Below are 15,780 nucleotides of genomic sequence, written 5' to 3'. Positions count from 1 at the left end.
CTGCACATTATGCGCAAGGAAAAACAAGTCAAAGTGGTAATAAACGCACTTTTTTATGCTTTATTGCGGGCTTCAGTTTTGCATTGAATGGGTATAGTTGCTGCAATCAAAGAAGTGGGTTAGAAGGAATTAGTAATGAGCGTACCGGCTATTCAAACCGCATTACAACAAATGCAAACCATGAAAGCAGAGGTTGCTGCACCAGCCGCTGCTAAGGTGAATTTGAATGTGCAACCAGGCCTTGAGCAAACACAAAAAGGCAGTTTTGCAGGTGAATTGAAAAATTCAATTGAACGCATTAACTCGCTACAACAAACCTCTGCGGCAACAACGACAGCGTTTCAACTTGGCGACCCGAATGTGTCGTTGAACCAAGTGATGGTCGATAAGCAAAAAGCCGGCTTGGCATTTGAAATGGGTGTTCAGGTGCGCAATAAATTGGTGAGTGCGTATAAAGATATTATGAATATGCAGGTGTAACGAGTTGGCTGGTGTGAAGAGGCGTTAAGCCTCTTCGCGTACCAGTAACCCACTCATTTCATGCAAATGCTGAGCAATACGTAGCACTTCTTCGTTTGGAATTTGACGAATCACTTCGCCTGTTTCTTGGCTGACCACTTTGACAATGGTGCGGCCTGAACCATCATCAAACTCAAAATGAATGCCATAGTTATTCATGACTTCATTAATCTGTTGAACTGGTTTCACTAACTCGTCTTTTTTTATTTCTCGTTGCGCTTCGCTTTGACGTACGGCAGGTAATTGCTGCAGTACGCGGTCTAGTCGCTGCTTTTCAGCGGCGGCGGTTGTCACCGGCCAATTGGAAGTGGCTTCATTAATTGGGGTAGCCATAGTGTCATCTCCAAAAATACGAAAATATTTTTCGCTTATATTGGAATATCGGCTGAAATCGGACAAACTTTAGCCGATTATTATAGGTTATAAAGTGGAAGCTAATTCACTGACTTTGTTATACAAATTCATAATAGTGCTAAGCGCAACGCGCTCGCTGTCGTCGAGTTCCAAATAGGTATTTTCCGCGCGTCGGCCTTGCGGTTTAATAATATCGGCGTACCGAGTTAACAGGTGATCTAAGTTCATCTGAATCATCATTAATTCTAACTGAAATTCTTGCTGATAAACCTGATATTTAGCCTGTTGCTGCGCATCCTTGCTGTTTTCAATGGCGGCTTTGAGTTTGCTCTCCAAAATAAACTCGACCGTTTTTAGCTTAGGAATCACATCATTGATGAGTTGCTCTGATGTGATGGTTGCGCCTGCAGATTTCATAGTGATTATCCTACCTGCTTACAAACAAAACAGGCCCCCGAGGGAGCCTGCTATTGAGTTTGGCACTAGTTGAGTGATTAACCCAACAGTGACAATACTGACTGTGGTACCTGGTTTGCTTGCGCAAGAACCGAAGTACCAGCCTGTTGCAAGATTTGTGAACGGGTCATGTTCGATACTTCAACTGCATAGTCAGCATCTTCAATACGCGAACGTGCAGCAGACAAGTTGGTTGAAGTTGTTGCTAAGTTTTCAACAACTGAATCAAAGCGGTTCAGGGTCGCACCCAAAGTGCTGCGCGAGGTGTCAATTGTTGCCATGGCGGTATCAACGGCATCAATCGCTGCTTGAGCATTTACAGCGCTATCAACAGTCAAAGCGTTTACGCCAAGTGTTGCTGAAGTTGCGTCTACAGTAGCGACTTGAATTGAATCATTTGCAGTTGTGTTTGCGCCAACTTGAATCTGTAATGGTGCTAGAGCGCTTCCGTCAAGCAAGTTTGTGCCGTTGAAACTAGCGCCGCCAGCGATACGGTCGATTTCCGCAACACGCTCGGTGATTTCTGTTTGAATTGAAGTACGGTCATCAGCGCTGTTAGTATCAGACGCTGCTTGAACTGCCAATTCACGAATACGTTGTAAGTTGTCGTTGATTTGGTTTAAGCCGCCTTCCATAGTTTGCACCATAGAGATACCGTCGTTAGCGTTACGCTGAGCCTGACGCATACCAGTAATTTGTGCAGTCATGCGGTTAGCAATTGCTTGACCCGCTGCATCGTCTTTGGCGCTGTTGATACGCAGGCCTGAAGACAGACGTTCCATTGAAGTTTGCAGTGAAGACTGTGACTTCTGGAGGTTTTGCTGACCGATCAGTGAGGTCATGTTTGTGTTGATAACTGACATAGTCTTATTCCTTCTGTTTCCAAATTAGGCTGCCTAGTTTGGCCTGCCGTCGCTAAGGGTTATCGGTGGGTTAAAAAAAACCTTTAGAAATTTTTTTCAAAAAGCTAAAAATATTTTCGAAGGGAGCACAAACGCTTGCTATATTAGGGGTCAGTTAAAGGCATTAGCGCACATGCCGATAAATGGAACCAGAACATAACTAAGGAAAGGAGCATCGCGTGAGCGAGGCCAGTCAACACGCTCAAACGAGCGAAAATGAATTTACGCCAATAAACAGCTTGGTTGAGCTTGCGACATATTATGACGCATTGAGTCAGCCGGGCGTGGCGGTGTTGACGTTGCTTGGGCCTGCGGAAAAAGATCATCCTGTGGTGCTGGTTGAACAACTCGAAGAAGATTACCTCCTTTTTGATCTCACCGCGATTCGTGATGTAGCGCCACCACTGCGACGTGGTGGTAAGTTTATCCTTTCAGGTTTTACCCCCGGTGGTCTCGTTCGCTCGAACCCCATGGCTGTTCGCGAATTCACCACGGTTGATAGTCGTCTTCTAGCCTATGTCGATTGGCCTACCGAAATTCATGTGAAACAGCGTCGCGCGAGTTTCCGCGCCAGTTTGCGTATTGGCATGAACGTGGGTGTACATGTTCGCACTAAAGATAACGATAAAGATGAACTCGTCGAGCTACAGGGCGACTTGAAAGATCTGTCGGCCACAGGGTGTTTGGCAGAGTTTTTCATGCAAGATGGCGTGTCGCGAGTGTTACCAGATATTGCGACTGAGATTGAGTTGTATTTTCCGAACGGTACCTCGTTTGAAGTAAAAGCCAAAGTGCGGCATTTAAAAACCGACAATGATCGTCAAGTGCTAGCGGTTGGATTTGAATTTGAAGATGTGAGTAAACCGCAAGAACGAGAAATTTGGGGTTATGTTCGTGAAATCGAGCGCGAGGCGTCGCGCAGTGCGGGTAACGGAGATAATCGCAGTGAATCTGAATTGTTCCGCGTTCGCGATGAAAACGACAAGAAGCTAAGTCGCCGCCATGGGCATACTTATGCGACACCGATGGCTCGAAAAATGGCTCGCATTGCCGGTTATCTTGATAGTCAGATGGTGGTGATGAAGCAAGGGCAACCGGTGAACTCGTCGCAGTTGTCACTTCATGCCGACCGCATTTTGGATATGCTCGAAGATGACCGCCAAGAAACCTTATTCTCGGTGCATTGTATTCATCGCGAATCGCGCTGGGTGAAGCATGGGTTAGCTGTTGCCGTTCGTTTGGCTGATTTGTTAAATGCGGCAAAAATGCCGCGTGACCTGCGTAAAGCAGTGGTTGCGGCGGCAATGGTTCATGATCTTGGTAAGGGCACGCTTCCCCCGGAAATTTGGAAAGCGACGACATTAAGTACCGATGTGTACGAAGAAATGCAAAGTCACGTGGAAGCGATTATTGAAAAATTAGACGGTGTGAAGTGGCTTGCGCCGGTTGTTCGTGACAATGTGATTGCACAAATCAATGAACGCTTGGATGGCTCCGGTTATCCCAATGGACTTAAGGACAAGCAATTGGGTCAGTTGGCGCGGGCAGCTGCGGTGGTCGATGCAATTGATGCAATGCAGCGGCACCGACCTGATCGTCCAGCGATAACGCCTGTTGCCGCTGGCAAATCAATGCAAACAAGGCTAGATCAGTTTGATGAAGCGTGGGTGAAGCGTTACGTTGCACATTTCGGGCCGCTACCTATTGGTTCATTGCTCCGTTTTGAAAAAGGTCAGTTTGGCTGGGTTGTTGGCTTAGACGCTAAAAAGCGCGTCAATCGTGTTCGAATCTCGCCACATAAAATGGCTCCTGATGATAAATTAGGTTCCCCCATTGAAGGCGCTGCGCTAGCTGAATTGGGGCGTATTCGCGATATTTTAATACCGGAAAGTTGAAGCATTTCTCCGGTAACCGAAAAAATCACTAAAGTTGAACAAATTGTGGCCGATATACAGAATAGGCGTGTTTTGCGTCGCTTTTTATCGGTTTTGAATTGAATTTATTCATGCAAACTGATTGGCATGAGAAATAGGGGTTAGCACCATGGCATCAATAGCAGCATTAGGTATCGGTTCGGGTCTCGACCTGAACGGCTTACTAAATCAGCTGGAAGCAGCTGAGCGGCAGCGCCTACAACCGATCTCGTTACAGCAAAAGAGCTTTGAAGCGAGAATTTCTGCCTATGGCAAGCTACAGAGCGCGTTAACTAAATTTCAAGACGCAACTAGCGCTCTCAATTTAACGCCAACATTTAAAGCGACGAAAAGCTCAGTTAATTCTGATGTGCTGACTGTTGCCGCTGCATCGAATACACCGACGGGTACCTTCGACGTCAATGTGACGGGGTTAGCTAGAAGCTATAGCATTGCGACTCAGGGAGTTACTGATAGTGCTGCACAAATTGGAACAGGTACGGGAAATGTAAGCCTCACTCTAGCGAATGGTACAACACATAGTATCGATTTAGCGGATGGCGCAACGTCGTTAGAAGATATTCGAAGTGCCGTAAATAACGCACAAACTGATGTTCAAGCTTCAATTATAAATGATGGAAGCGGTAACCCATATCGGTTGGTTTTTAGTTCCGCGAGCACAGGAACCGATTCTGCTATTGCTGATATCACCTTCGGAGGCGCTCTTGCCGGCAATGTGGCGACGGATGTCTCTACTGAAGTGGCTGCATCGAATGCAACGCTTTCAGTCAATGGTGTTGCTATTACGAGCCAGACAAATGTTGTTGAGAATGCAATTCAAGGTGTGACGCTTTCGTTGGCGAAAGAAGGGCAAGCGCAAGTCAGTATTACGCGTGATGCCGAATCAATTTCAGGAAATGTGAACGACTTTGTTGAGTCATTTAATGAGCTCCAGCAACTCATTACTGATATGACGAAATACGACGAAGGCTCACAAGTTGCTGGCCAGTTGTTAGGTGACAGTGGCGTGAGAACGATCGAATCTCGTCTTCGAAACCTGCTGAGTGAAACGGTTGCAAGTCAGTTTACCAGGCTTGGTGATATTGGCATTTCGCGAGAACTTGGCGGCAAGTTAAAAGTGGATGAAGAAGCGCTCGCAAATGTCGTCCAAAATGACTTGCCAATGTTGCAAGAGTTTTTCGCAGGTACAGATACGATAGAAGGTTTTGCCGACAAGGCAAAGACAACGTTGAGCAATCTTTTAGCCGATGAAGGCCCAATCAATAGTCGAATCAAAGGGTTCGAGAGTACGCTTGAACGCTTAGATGACCGTTACTTCCAAGAAGAACAACGAATTGCATCAACAGTGGAAATCTATCGTAAGCAATTCGCACAAATGGACAGCATGATTGCGAGCATGAATTCAACCAGCGCTTACTTGCAACAACAATTCGCATCATTAAATGCGCAGTTAGGCCAAGGTAACTAGAGGGAATTATCATGTACGGTATGCGTGGTGCAGCAGCTTATGGTCGTGTGGATGTAGAGAGTCATGTGCTTTCTGCAAGCCCGCACAAGCTCATTGTAATGTTATTTGATGGCGTGCAAAAGCAAATCAGAGCGGCCAAGTTGCATATGGAAAACGGAAACGTTGCAGAAAAAGGGAAGGCCATTGCTAAAGCAACAGATATTGTGCACCTGGGTTTATTGGCGGCGCTAGATAAAGAAAAAGGCGGCGAGCTAGCTGAGCGGTTAGAGTCAATCTACTTATACGTGAGTGAACTCTTGCTTAAAGCGAATTTAAAGAACGATGTCGCCAAGTTAGACGAAGCTGCAGAGCTTTTAGAACAAATCGGCTCTGCATGGAAAGAGATTCAACCACAGGTTGAGGGGGCGTAAGGCACGTGGCCGCGCAACCAAAACTACAACGTGACTACCTGATGTCACCGACGGAGGTCATTATGTCGTATCAGACGCTACTGGAACATTCGAACAGAATGCTCGCCAGTGTGCGCAACGAAGACTGGGAAGCCTTAATTGAAACGGAAGTCGAGTACGTTCGTGAGGTTGAGCGGTTGAGCCATGCCGAAGCCGGAGTTAAGTTGTCTGAGGACCAGCAACTTAGCAAGTTACAACTTTTGAGCACCATCATGGATCAAGACCGTGAGATTCGGGAGCGGTTAGTCGCGCGTCGCACCATGTTGGAGCAGACGTTGCTCAGCATGCAGAAAAAGCAGAAGCTCGAGCACACCTATAGCAGTTGAGTAGTATAACTCCTCTTTTGGATACTTTGGTCCACCAAGTTGCCAAGCAACGTTCAACGGTGGACCTCCTCCCTCGCCACACCTTGCCAGTGGCTCCCATACAAGCTACCGCAAGCACCACCGAATTTAGTCAAGCCGGTCAGCAAATTGCTCGGCTAATCCAATTGATTCAGTCGTTTCAACAACAAGTACCACAACAAATGCAACCGTCTTCGCAGCAAATGGGTGGGCATATCAAGCCGGATGCACCTTTATTCCCAGCGTCAACGCAGCTCGACACACTCACGTTGATGGGGCGATTACAGACAATTGTGAAAGACTCAGGATTATTTTACGAAGCGTTATTAGCCCGGTGGGCAGCAGAGAAAGTCCCATTCCTGCAGGTACGCCAGCAACCACAAAACCTTGGGCAATTTCGAGCAAGCTCACCACAAATACAAGCGATTTTAGGTCAGCAACTTGAGTTGCTGAATTCGGGTATTATTCGTATTGAATCTGAATTGTGGCCACAAGCGCATTTGCAGTGGTTAGTGCAACCAGATGTGAATCCTTTGGTACAACGTTGGCGCGATGAACAACGCCGTAAACAAGGAGAAGAGCCAGAACCGCCGGCATGGACCAGTGAATTAAAGCTCACCCTGCCGCAGGTGGGCGAGATCCGCGCGCAAATGCGGCTGTCACAAAAGCATCTTACGATGCAGCTACAATGTGCAGAACCGTTGGTTGCATCATTGCAAGAAGCAACAACCCGTTTAATGGCGCGCTTGCGACTAGGAGCCGGCGTGGAGATTGATAGCATTCCAGTGTCGAGGTTACCGTGATGGCAGATGACCTTTCAAAAACCAAAAAGGCAGTTGCCTTGCGATATCAGGAATTCGAACCGGCACCTAAAATAGTCGCAAAAGGGGAAGGTTTGATCGCCGATAAGATTATAGCGCTGGCAAGCGAGCATAATGTGTTTGTCCACGATTCACCAGAACTGGTCGATCTTTTATCGCAAATTGATCTTGATGAATATATACCGCAAACGCTTTGGCTTGTTGTTGCGGAATTGTTGATTTGGGCAAAATCGGTTGATGCAAGCCGCTGACTTTACGTTTTATACCTCGCTTCAATTAACAAAAAACAAACAATAAGGTATGTAATGTAGGCTGTAAAGATTGATCTTTACTATTGACCAACAGTGGTAAGATTTGTTAAAGATCGCTTAAAGAAAGAAAAATAAACAGCAGTGTTGGAGAAATGCCCCCATGAGTCACAGTAAGACTATTTCTGAACTTCAGGAATTAAATTTCAGTTACCTGATGTTGGTTCAGAAATTAATCGTCGAAGATCGCGATACCGCAATTTTCCGATTAAAAATCGACGATGAATTAGCTGATCTTATTGCTGATATGTCTGCGAAGGAATTAACCATGTTGGCGCGTCAGCCGCAAAGTCTTCTACAACCTAATTTGGGTTCGGTAAGCCACTTAAAAGCGATTTTGACTAACAAGCGTGACACCGGTATGCAGGCAACTCATATAGCGATGCACATGGCTTCCGCTTAACCTAAACATAAAGAATCCTTGATGACTGCTAAGAAACTTCTTGAAGAACTCAATCAGGTACAGCTTGCAATAGAGCTCATTGAACTTGGTGCTCGGTTGCAAGTTTTAGAATCAGAGGTGAGTTTGAATCGCGGCCGCTTAGTTCGGTTGTATAAAGAAGTTTCAGGCAAATCACCTCCCAAAGGAATGTTGCCATTTTCAACCGATTGGTTCATGACATGGCAACCTAACGTCCATTCGTCGTTCTTCTTCAATATATATTCGCGCTTGCGAGAAGGGCAGAAACTGGAACGGATGCAGGCATTTATTAAAGCCTACAAACTCTACCAAGAACATATTCAACTGAGCGGTGAAGAAGAGGTTCTGGCGCTAACGCGAGCTTGGACATTAGTGCGTTTCTTTGAAAGTGATATGTTCCAGTTGTCTAAATGCAATTGCTGCGGGCTACAATTTGTTAATCATGCTCATACACCCGATGCGGATTATATTTGTGGGGTGTGTCAACCTCCCTCAAGAGCGGGTAAGCCGCTCAAGCAAAAAACCTCAAAATCGCGAAAAGATATTTAAGTCTTAAGCGTTCGCGCCGATAAACTTCTTAGATGTGTTTTTAGAAAAAGGAAGCGGCCGTGTTAATAGCTATCGGTTTTGTTGTAGTCATTTTTTCCGTATTTGGCGGCTTTGTTTTAGCCGGCGGAGCTTTAGGGCCTATTTTTCAGCCGCTTGAGTTACTAATTATTGGTGGTGCCGGTGTAGGCTCTTTCATTGCCGCCAATAATGGTAAAGCGATTAAAGCAACGTTGCAGTCAGTAAAGCGTTTTAAGCGTTCGACACAGTACAATAGCGAAACCTATCTTGAACTTCTCGCGGTCATCTACAAATTGCTCAATAAAATGCGCCGCGATGGCATGTTAGCCGTAGAGCGAGATATTGAAAATCCAGAAGAAAGTTCCATTTTCCAAGAACACCCCGATGTTCTTGAAGACACCATGATGTTGAATTTTATCGCCGACTATTTGCGTCTCATGATCAGTGGCAACATGAATCCACAAGAGCTTGATGAACTCATGTTGCACGAAATAGAGACGTTTGAAGCAGAGGCCGAAATACCTGGTGATGCATTGCATAAAGTCGGTGATGCGATGCCTGCGTTTGGTATCGTGGCGGCGGTACTTGGCGTGGTGCGTGCGCTCAGCACGGCTGATGTTCCCCCTGACGTTATGGGTACGATGATTGCTCACGCTCTAGTGGGGACATTCTTGGGTATTCTATTGGGTTACGGTTTTATTAACCCATTAGCAAGCCGAGTTGAACGTCAAGTTGCCGAACTTGTGAAAACGTTACAAGTGATACGTGTTACTTTGTTGGCAAGCATGCATGGCTATGCGCCACAGTTGGCAGTAGAGTTCGGTCGAAAAGCACTGCACACCTCTGAGCGTCCAACCTTTACTGAACTCGAAGACCATGTTCGTGGTGCGAAAGCGGAGCAGTAGTCATGGCTGAAGACCATCGCCCGATAATTATTCGACGAAAGAAAATCGTCAAAAAGCACCATGGTGGCAGTTGGAAGATTGCGCTAGCGGACTTTATGACGGCTTTAATGGCGTTGTTCTTGGTGATGTGGATTTTGTCGATGTCGAGCGAAAAAGACCGACAAAGCATTTCGGAATACTTTCGTACACCACTTTTGGTTTCGATGGCTGGCGGCGAACGCTCAAGTAATGCCGCAAGTGTTATTCAAGGTGGCGGTGCCGACCCAACGCATATGGAAGGTGAACAAGCGAGAATTGACTTGCGTCGTGAGACTCGCCCATCGGATGTGCGTCGGCATTTTAATGAAATTCGTCGTCGCGTTGAATCTGCAATTGAAGCGGACCCAGTGTTACGAGCTTTAAAAGCACAGTTACAATTTGATGTGACCCGTGAGGGATTACGCATCATGATGCTGGATACCGAGACGAAACCCATGTTTGAGGTGGGAAGTGACCGTATCGCGCCCTATATGGAACGTTTACTTCGAACGTTAGCGCCATTATTAAATGAAATTCCGAATGAAGTGACCATTAGTGGTCATACCGATAGCCTCCCGTATGCTGGCGGCGAGCGTGGCTATAGTAACTGGGAGCTTTCTGCTGACCGTGCGAACGAATCGCGCAAAGCGTTGCTAGACGGTGGATTTGAACCCGAAAGGCTGTTACTGGTAATGGGCGCCGCCGATCGGATTCCACTGGATGGCACGGCACCAGACGACCCCCGTAACCGCCGAATTACGATTGTGGTACACACATTTGAATCGGCGGAATTTATTAAACGCCAGGGCTTTTTCCCGCAAGATCAAGAAGAGCTCGATGCGCGCCTCGAACCGGATGTTCAGCAACTGAACGAAGAGTTTCAGCGCGCCACGAATGCAACGGATCAAACAAAACAGAAATAAGGGGTTCTAACCCCTTTTTTCGACCCTTCGCTCTTGCATATCATCAGCAATAATTGCTGTCATGGCAGAAGAGCAAACAAGTGACCAAGAAAAAACAGAGGAACCCTCCGCCCGCAGGTTACAAAAATCTCGGGAAGAAGGTCAGGTTGCGCGATCGCGCGAGCTGACCACTTTTGTGATCTTGTTTGGCGGCGTTGTGATGCTTTGGGCGCTAGGTAGCACCATGTATCAGAATCTTGGCTTGGTGATGGAGCAGGCGTTTTTATTCGAACGTTTGCAGGTATCGGAATCTGGTCCAATGTTGCAGAACGTATTAGAGCTCGGGCAATCTGCGTTACTCTCGATACTCCCTTTGTTTGCCGTAATGATGGTGTTGGCGCTCGTCGCGCCAGCCCTACTCGGAGGTTGGGTGGTGTCGGCAAAGGCAATGGCACCAAAGCTTAGTAAGCTAAATCCAATCAAGGGGTTAAAACGCGTATTTTCAAGCCAAGCCCTGGCTGAACTTGGCAAAGCCATTGCGAAAACGGTGTTGGTTGGCAGTGTTCTGATGCTGTTTTTGTGGGACCAGAAAGCGAACTTTCTACGTTTAATGAGTCTTGAAGTGAAACAGGCGCTAGGCGAAGCCATGAGTATGGCTGCGCTCGCTTGCTTTTTGATGATACTAACCTTGTTGGTTGTTGTTGCTTTTGATGTGCCGTTTCAGTTGTTCACGCACACCAAAAAATTGCGAATGTCCAAAGAAGAAGTGAAACGTGAAAACAAGGAAACCGAGGGTGACCCCCACGTTAAGGGTAAGATTCGACAGCAGCAACAAGCTATGGCACGCCGGCGCATGATGACCGAAGTTCCTAAAGCCGATGTGATTGTAACTAACCCGACACACTATGCGGTGGCATTGAAATACGATGATAGTAATATGGGCGCCCCGCGCGTGGTTGCGAAAGGCACCGATCTCGTGGCACAGCGTATTCGTGAATTAGGTGATGAGCATCAGGTGCCACGATTAGAAGCACCACCGCTAGCCCGAGCATTACATATGCATGTTGATCTGGGACATGAAATTCCTGCTCCGCTGTATACCGCGGTAGCCGAAGTTTTAGCTTGGGCATTTCAATTAAAACGTGCTCGTGAAGGGGCTGCAATAAAGCCACCAACACCAACCAATATTTCAGTTCCTGATGATTACGAGGTACCGGCACAATGAAGTTAAACATGAATGCGCTAGCAGGAAGCTTTAGCTCGGCGCGCTTGCAGGTTTTAATCGGCCCGGTACTCATCCTCATGATCTTAGCGATGATGGTACTGCCGTTACCGCCATTCGCGCTGGATTTCTTATTTACGTTTAATATTGCCCTGTCGTTGATGGTTTTATTGGTGAGCATGTTCACTGAGAAGCCACTTGAGTTTGCGGCTTTTCCTGCCGTGCTATTGTTTTCTACCCTGTTGCGCTTGTCATTGAATGTTGCTTCAACCCGTGTTGTTTTGATGGAAGGGCACAATGGTGGCGATGCGGCCGGTAAAGTCATAGAGGCGTTCGGGCAGTTTTTGGTTGGCGGTAACTTTGCCGTTGGTTTGGTGGTGTTCTTAATTCTCGTCGTCATCAATTTCATGGTTATCACCAAAGGTGCAGGACGTATAGCCGAAGTGGGCGCTCGCTTCACTCTTGATGCGATGCCGGGTAAACAAATGGCAATTGATGCTGATTTGAATGCTGGCCTAATCGGTGAAGAAGAGGCCCGTCGTCGTCGTCAGGAAGTCGCACAAGAAGCAGAATTCTATGGTTCAATGGATGGTGCCAGTAAGTTTGTTCGCGGTGATGCTGTCGCCGGTATGATCATCATGGTGGTAAACATCATTGGTGGTCTTTTGATTGGGGTCATGCAACACAATATGAGCGCCGGCGCTGCAGCAGAAACTTATGTGTTGTTGACCATTGGTGATGGCTTGGTTGCGCAAATTCCTGCGCTGATTATCTCAACCGCAGCCGGTGTGACCGTGTCACGCGTGAATACCGAGCAAGATGTGGGTCAGCAGTTAATTAAACAACTGTTTGTTAGCCCGAAGGTTTTGATGCTTGCTGCCGGTGTTATTGGCTTGTTGGGCTTAGTGCCGGGAATGCCCAACTTCGTGTTCTTGTTGTTTACCGCAATGTTAGGTGGTTTCGCGTGGTACCTTCACCAGCAACAAACCGCGGAAAAGGCCGCTACTGCGCAATCTGAACAAGTCGCGCCAGCGCCATCATTTAGCGCACCAGAAGCGAGTTGGAACGATGTTCAATTGGTTGATACGCTGGGTATGGAGGTTGGTCATCGTTTAATTGCCTTGGTTGACGATACGCAGCAAGGCGAGTTACTCGGTCGCATTAAAAGCGTGCGTAAGAAATTTGCGCAAGAAGTTGGTTTTTTGCCGCCTGTTGTGCACATTCGCGATAACCTCGAACTCAATCCAAATACCTATACCATCACATTAAAAGGCGGTGAAATTGGTCGCGCTGAAATTTATCCCGATCGCTGGTTGGCGATCAATCCAGGGCAAGTAAGCGGTGAAGTAGAAGGCATTGATACGACAGACCCAGCTTTCGGATTGCCGGCGAAGTGGATAAGCCAAGATCAACGCGAGCACGCGCAAATTTACGGCTATACCGTGGTTGATGCAAGCACCGTAGTTGCCACCCATTTAAATCACTTATTACAACGTTATGCATCGGACTTGTTAGGTCGCCAAGAAGTGCAACAGCTTGTTGATAAGTTGTCGGAAGAAAACAAAGCCTTAGTCGAAGATGTCGTGCCGAAATGTGTTACCGTAACCACATTGCAGCGTGTGCTACAAAACTTGCTTGAAGAAGACGTGTCGATTCGCGATTTACGCACAATTTTTGATACGTTAGCTGAGTTTGAAGGCCAGCAAGCCGATGCGCATGAATTGACGGCGCGTGTCCGTATTGCCCTAGGTCGCAATATCACGCAAAAATGGTTCGGTGGTGAGCGCGAGTTGCAGGTTATCGGCTTAGATGTTTCGTTAGAAAACATGCTTTCACAAGCGCTGCAGCAGAACAGCTCATTGGAGCCAGGTTTGGCGGTAACGCTACAAGAACAAACACAAAAAGCGTTGCATCATGCCGAAACATTAGGGTTGGCGCCGGTACTCGTAGTGCCACATCAGCTGCGTCCATTATTGTCGCACTTCTTACGCCGCCAGCTACGTGATTTAGTGGTATTATCGCAAGCCGAAATTCCAGATGACAGAACCATTAAAGTAGTCAGTGTTATTGGAGGGTCACAATGACCATTAGGCGCTTCCGAGCAGCCAGCCACAAAGATGCAATGCGCAAAGTTCGCGATGCGTTAGGTGATGATGCGGTAATTGTTTCATCACGTAAGACAACGCAGGGCGCAGAAATTTATGCCATTGGTGAAGCAGATTTGGCTAAACTTCATGATGCTGAAGATATTGATGCAACAGCAACCCCCGATTTTTCTGGTATTGCTCAACAGTTACTAAGCGATGTCCAAGATATGCGTGCCATGCTGCATCAACAGCAAGGCGATAAAGTAGCTGATGATAATCGTAAACGGCTGTATCGACAGCTACGTGCAGGTGGCTACAGCGATACATTGAGTCGCCAGTTAGTTGCGTTGCTACCCTCGGCATTGAATCATTCGAATAAAACCTATCCCGAAGCACTGAAGTGGCTACAGCAGCAAATTGTTGCTCGAATTTCTCATCAATCAGAGATGCAAGTACACGATTGGGAGCTTGTTCAGCATCAAGGCGTGATGGCACTCGTTGGGCCTACAGGGGTAGGCAAAACTACAACAACCGCGAAACTAGCCGCGAATTACGTAATGCAACATGGTAATGATAGTTTGCTGCTGGTGACCACTGATAGCTACCGTATTGGTGCGCAACAACAGTTGGCGATATATGCGGAGTTGCTCGACGTGCAAATGCATGCATTGGCAGATGGCGATACACTCGATTCATTAGCCGAGAAGATGCAAGGCAAGCGTTTGGTTCTGGTTGATACCGTTGGTATGAGCCAGCGTGATCAGCGTTTAGCGCAAAAAATTGCTGCGCTCGGTAGCGCCGAAAAACGAGACTCGACCCGTATTGTCTTATTGCTAAATGCGGCAGCGCAGCAAGAGACGTTGGATGAAGTCGCTCGTATTTACCAGCGCATTGCCAGTGTAAGTGATTTAATTATCCAAGATTGTATTTTGACCAAGCTGGATGAAACCGCCCGCATGGGGGGTGTTTTGGATACCGTGATTCGACATAAGCTGACGGTTCAGGCAACCTCGACAGGTCAACGCGTACCTGAAGACATTCAAGTGCCAGATGTAGAGCAATTAGTTGCTGATTCGTTAACGGCGGATGTCAGCCAATCGGCCTTAGCAGAAAGTGAGTGGGAACAAGGCAATGAAAAGCTGGAACCGTCGCAGGTATTTGCGCACGGCCATCTCATTCAATCGAGTATGCAGGCGCTGCGAAATCAGGTGCCACATTTTCAAGACTTCGTGCAGGCTTGGAAACAGCGGGTCTTGCCTGAAAACTGGATGAATGCGGCGTTTCCAGACGAATTGAATATGATTCGTTGGGCCGCGCCGCAACCGTTGCAAGGCTGGCATCATCTAACCCCACATTTGGGCTTGAACAAGCAAGGTTTGCCATTAGTGCCGCCGGTTCTGCGCAGCGCAGATGCGCCAGTGCTACCGGATATGGCATTAGCGCCGGTACAACTATTTGATTACCTGCCGCAAACCGAGCTACTTGAGGTTTTCTCTGAACATCAAACAGGTTGGTTGGCCACGTTAAATTTGAACCACAAAGTAACTGTTCAGGGTCAACCGAGAGCGGTCAGTGAACTCGTCAAAAAACACGGTATTCCACTGAGTAAGCACACAATTCTTTATCGTGGCGAACGGCGTCGCCTTGAGTTAACGATTGCTGCGGCCGAGTCAGAACAGAGTCAGCAACTCGTTCAAGTGGTGTATGCCGAATTGCATGGCGGGCCGAGTAAGAATCCAATCCAGCGCCGCTATTGGTTAGCTGATGGCCATTGTACCGCAGAACAAGTGGTTGAGCGCGCGCGCACCATGATGCAGCTGGAAGAATATGCGCGACTGACGCGTCTGGCATGGCGCGCTTTAGGGAAATTTGATTTAGACGGCGACACTCAATTGGCCTTAGCTGGCGCATTAGCTGCAGTAACCTTGCACGTTGAATATCATAGCGCCGCGCAGTTTGCTGGGTTAAGAGGCGAGCTTCTGAGCATTAGTGGCAAGCGCGGTCGAGTTCAAGGTGATAAACTGCTTCCCGCAATTTTGCATGTGATGCATGCCTATGAGTCGTTAGTGGCAGCAGGCCGAGAAATAGAGGCATAAGTTTAAT

Annotated in this window: 17 protein-coding genes; 14 read left to right on the top strand and 3 right to left on the bottom strand. The window is 47.4% G+C overall.

Annotated features, from left to right (window positions below; translation table 11 throughout):
* Positions 1–135: 135 nt before the first annotated feature.
* The gene (fliE, locus tag CWI76_RS08090) at positions 136–480 is read left to right on the top strand and encodes a flagellar hook-basal body complex protein FliE (RefSeq protein WP_126759824.1); all 345 of its coding nucleotides are present in this window, start codon (positions 136–138) and stop codon (positions 478–480) included.
* A gap of 24 nt (positions 481–504) precedes the next feature.
* Here fliE and CWI76_RS08085 read toward each other — a convergent pair whose 3' ends face one another.
* The 3 genes from CWI76_RS08085 to CWI76_RS08075 form a co-directional block, all read right to left on the bottom strand.
* Positions 505–852 carry a flagellar protein FlaG gene (locus tag CWI76_RS08085; protein ID WP_126759823.1) on the bottom strand — a complete coding sequence of 116 codons (348 nt, stop codon included), beginning with the start codon at positions 850–852 and terminating at the stop codon, positions 505–507.
* Positions 853–939: 87 nt separating this feature from the next.
* Positions 940–1,290, bottom strand: coding sequence for a hypothetical protein (locus CWI76_RS08080; RefSeq protein WP_126759822.1), 351 nt, complete (start codon positions 1,288–1,290; stop codon positions 940–942).
* 77 nt (positions 1,291–1,367) lie between these two features.
* On the bottom strand, positions 1,368–2,192 hold the full coding sequence (locus tag CWI76_RS08075; RefSeq protein WP_126759821.1) for a flagellin N-terminal helical domain-containing protein: 825 nt from the start codon (positions 2,190–2,192) through the stop codon (positions 1,368–1,370).
* A gap of 218 nt (positions 2,193–2,410) precedes the next feature.
* Here CWI76_RS08075 and CWI76_RS08070 point away from each other — a divergent pair, with 218 nt between their 5' ends.
* The 13 genes from CWI76_RS08070 to flhF all read left to right on the top strand — a co-directional run bounded on the left by CWI76_RS08070 (position 2,411) and on the right by flhF (position 15,773).
* The gene (locus CWI76_RS08070) at positions 2,411–4,126 is read left to right on the top strand and encodes an HD domain-containing phosphohydrolase (protein WP_126759820.1); all 1,716 of its coding nucleotides are present in this window, start codon (positions 2,411–2,413) and stop codon (positions 4,124–4,126) included.
* Positions 4,127–4,274: 148 nt separating this feature from the next.
* Positions 4,275–5,633, top strand: coding sequence for a flagellar filament capping protein FliD (gene fliD / locus CWI76_RS08065; protein ID WP_126759819.1), 1,359 nt, complete (start codon positions 4,275–4,277; stop codon positions 5,631–5,633).
* An 11-nt stretch (positions 5,634–5,644) separates the two neighbouring features.
* Positions 5,645–6,043, top strand: a complete 399-nt coding sequence (gene fliS / locus CWI76_RS08060) for a flagellar export chaperone FliS (protein WP_198678583.1) — start codon at positions 5,645–5,647, stop codon at positions 6,041–6,043.
* A gap of 5 nt (positions 6,044–6,048) precedes the next feature.
* Positions 6,049–6,408 carry a flagellar protein FliT gene (locus CWI76_RS08055; RefSeq protein WP_126759818.1) on the top strand — a complete coding sequence of 120 codons (360 nt, stop codon included), beginning with the start codon at positions 6,049–6,051 and terminating at the stop codon, positions 6,406–6,408.
* 59 nt (positions 6,409–6,467) lie between these two features.
* Positions 6,468–7,229, top strand: a complete 762-nt coding sequence (locus CWI76_RS08050) for a flagellar hook-length control protein FliK (RefSeq protein WP_157980819.1) — start codon at positions 6,468–6,470, stop codon at positions 7,227–7,229.
* Positions 7,229–7,498, top strand: a complete 270-nt coding sequence (locus CWI76_RS08045; protein WP_126759816.1) for an EscU/YscU/HrcU family type III secretion system export apparatus switch protein — start codon at positions 7,229–7,231, stop codon at positions 7,496–7,498. The genes CWI76_RS08050 and CWI76_RS08045 overlap by 1 nt, the downstream gene beginning before the upstream one ends.
* A gap of 160 nt (positions 7,499–7,658) precedes the next feature.
* A complete protein-coding gene (locus CWI76_RS08040) occupies positions 7,659–7,958 on the top strand; it encodes a flagellar transcriptional regulator FlhD (RefSeq protein WP_126759815.1) in 300 nt (99 codons plus the stop codon).
* Positions 7,959–7,979: 21 nt separating this feature from the next.
* Entirely contained in the window at positions 7,980–8,525 is a 546-nt protein-coding gene (gene flhC, locus CWI76_RS08035; RefSeq protein ID WP_126759814.1) for a flagellar transcriptional regulator FlhC, read from the top strand.
* A gap of 59 nt (positions 8,526–8,584) precedes the next feature.
* Entirely contained in the window at positions 8,585–9,448 is an 864-nt protein-coding gene (gene motA / locus CWI76_RS08030) for a flagellar motor stator protein MotA (protein WP_126759813.1), read from the top strand.
* A 2-nt stretch (positions 9,449–9,450) separates the two neighbouring features.
* Positions 9,451–10,389: a flagellar motor protein MotB gene (motB, locus tag CWI76_RS08025; RefSeq protein WP_126759812.1), complete on the top strand. Its 939-nt coding sequence runs from the start codon at positions 9,451–9,453 to the stop codon at positions 10,387–10,389.
* A gap of 61 nt (positions 10,390–10,450) precedes the next feature.
* A complete protein-coding gene (gene flhB / locus CWI76_RS08020; RefSeq protein WP_126759811.1) occupies positions 10,451–11,593 on the top strand; it encodes a flagellar biosynthesis protein FlhB in 1,143 nt (380 codons plus the stop codon).
* Positions 11,590–13,674 (top strand): flagellar biosynthesis protein FlhA, encoded by a 2,085-nt coding sequence (gene flhA, locus CWI76_RS08015; protein WP_126759810.1) that lies wholly within the window; start codon positions 11,590–11,592, stop codon positions 13,672–13,674. Before flhB ends, flhA begins: the two co-directional genes overlap by 4 nt.
* Complete coding sequence (gene flhF / locus CWI76_RS08010; protein ID WP_126759809.1) at positions 13,671–15,773, top strand: flagellar biosynthesis GTPase FlhF; 2,103 nt, start codon at positions 13,671–13,673, stop codon at positions 15,771–15,773. Before flhA ends, flhF begins: the two co-directional genes overlap by 4 nt.
* Positions 15,774–15,780 lie beyond the last annotated feature (7 nt).

Source organism: Pseudidiomarina marina (assembly GCF_003987045.1).
Taxonomy (GTDB): Bacteria; Pseudomonadota; Gammaproteobacteria; order Enterobacterales; family Alteromonadaceae; genus Pseudidiomarina; species Pseudidiomarina marina.
This window is presented reverse-complemented; position numbering and strand designations above follow the sequence as displayed.

Coding starts and splice junctions, on each gene's coding strand:
- flhB (WP_126759811.1), top strand. CDS start 10,451: ATGGCAGAAGAGCAAACAAGTGACCAAGAAAAAACAGAGGAACCCTCC.
- flhA (WP_126759810.1), top strand. CDS start 11,590: ATGAAGTTAAACATGAATGCGCTAGCAGGAAGCTTTAGCTCGGCGCGC.
- CWI76_RS08040 (WP_126759815.1), top strand. CDS start 7,659: ATGAGTCACAGTAAGACTATTTCTGAACTTCAGGAATTAAATTTCAGT.
- fliD (WP_126759819.1), top strand. CDS start 4,275: ATGGCATCAATAGCAGCATTAGGTATCGGTTCGGGTCTCGACCTGAAC.
- fliE (WP_126759824.1), top strand. CDS start 136: ATGAGCGTACCGGCTATTCAAACCGCATTACAACAAATGCAAACCATG.
- CWI76_RS08080 (WP_126759822.1), bottom strand. CDS start 1,290: ATGAAATCTGCAGGCGCAACCATCACATCAGAGCAACTCATCAATGAT.
- CWI76_RS08085 (WP_126759823.1), bottom strand. CDS start 852: ATGGCTACCCCAATTAATGAAGCCACTTCCAATTGGCCGGTGACAACC.
- motB (WP_126759812.1), top strand. CDS start 9,451: ATGGCTGAAGACCATCGCCCGATAATTATTCGACGAAAGAAAATCGTC.
- flhF (WP_126759809.1), top strand. CDS start 13,671: ATGACCATTAGGCGCTTCCGAGCAGCCAGCCACAAAGATGCAATGCGC.
- CWI76_RS08075 (WP_126759821.1), bottom strand. CDS start 2,192: ATGTCAGTTATCAACACAAACATGACCTCACTGATCGGTCAGCAAAAC.
- CWI76_RS08045 (WP_126759816.1), top strand. CDS start 7,229: ATGGCAGATGACCTTTCAAAAACCAAAAAGGCAGTTGCCTTGCGATAT.
- fliS (WP_198678583.1), top strand. CDS start 5,645: ATGTACGGTATGCGTGGTGCAGCAGCTTATGGTCGTGTGGATGTAGAG.
- flhC (WP_126759814.1), top strand. CDS start 7,980: ATGACTGCTAAGAAACTTCTTGAAGAACTCAATCAGGTACAGCTTGCA.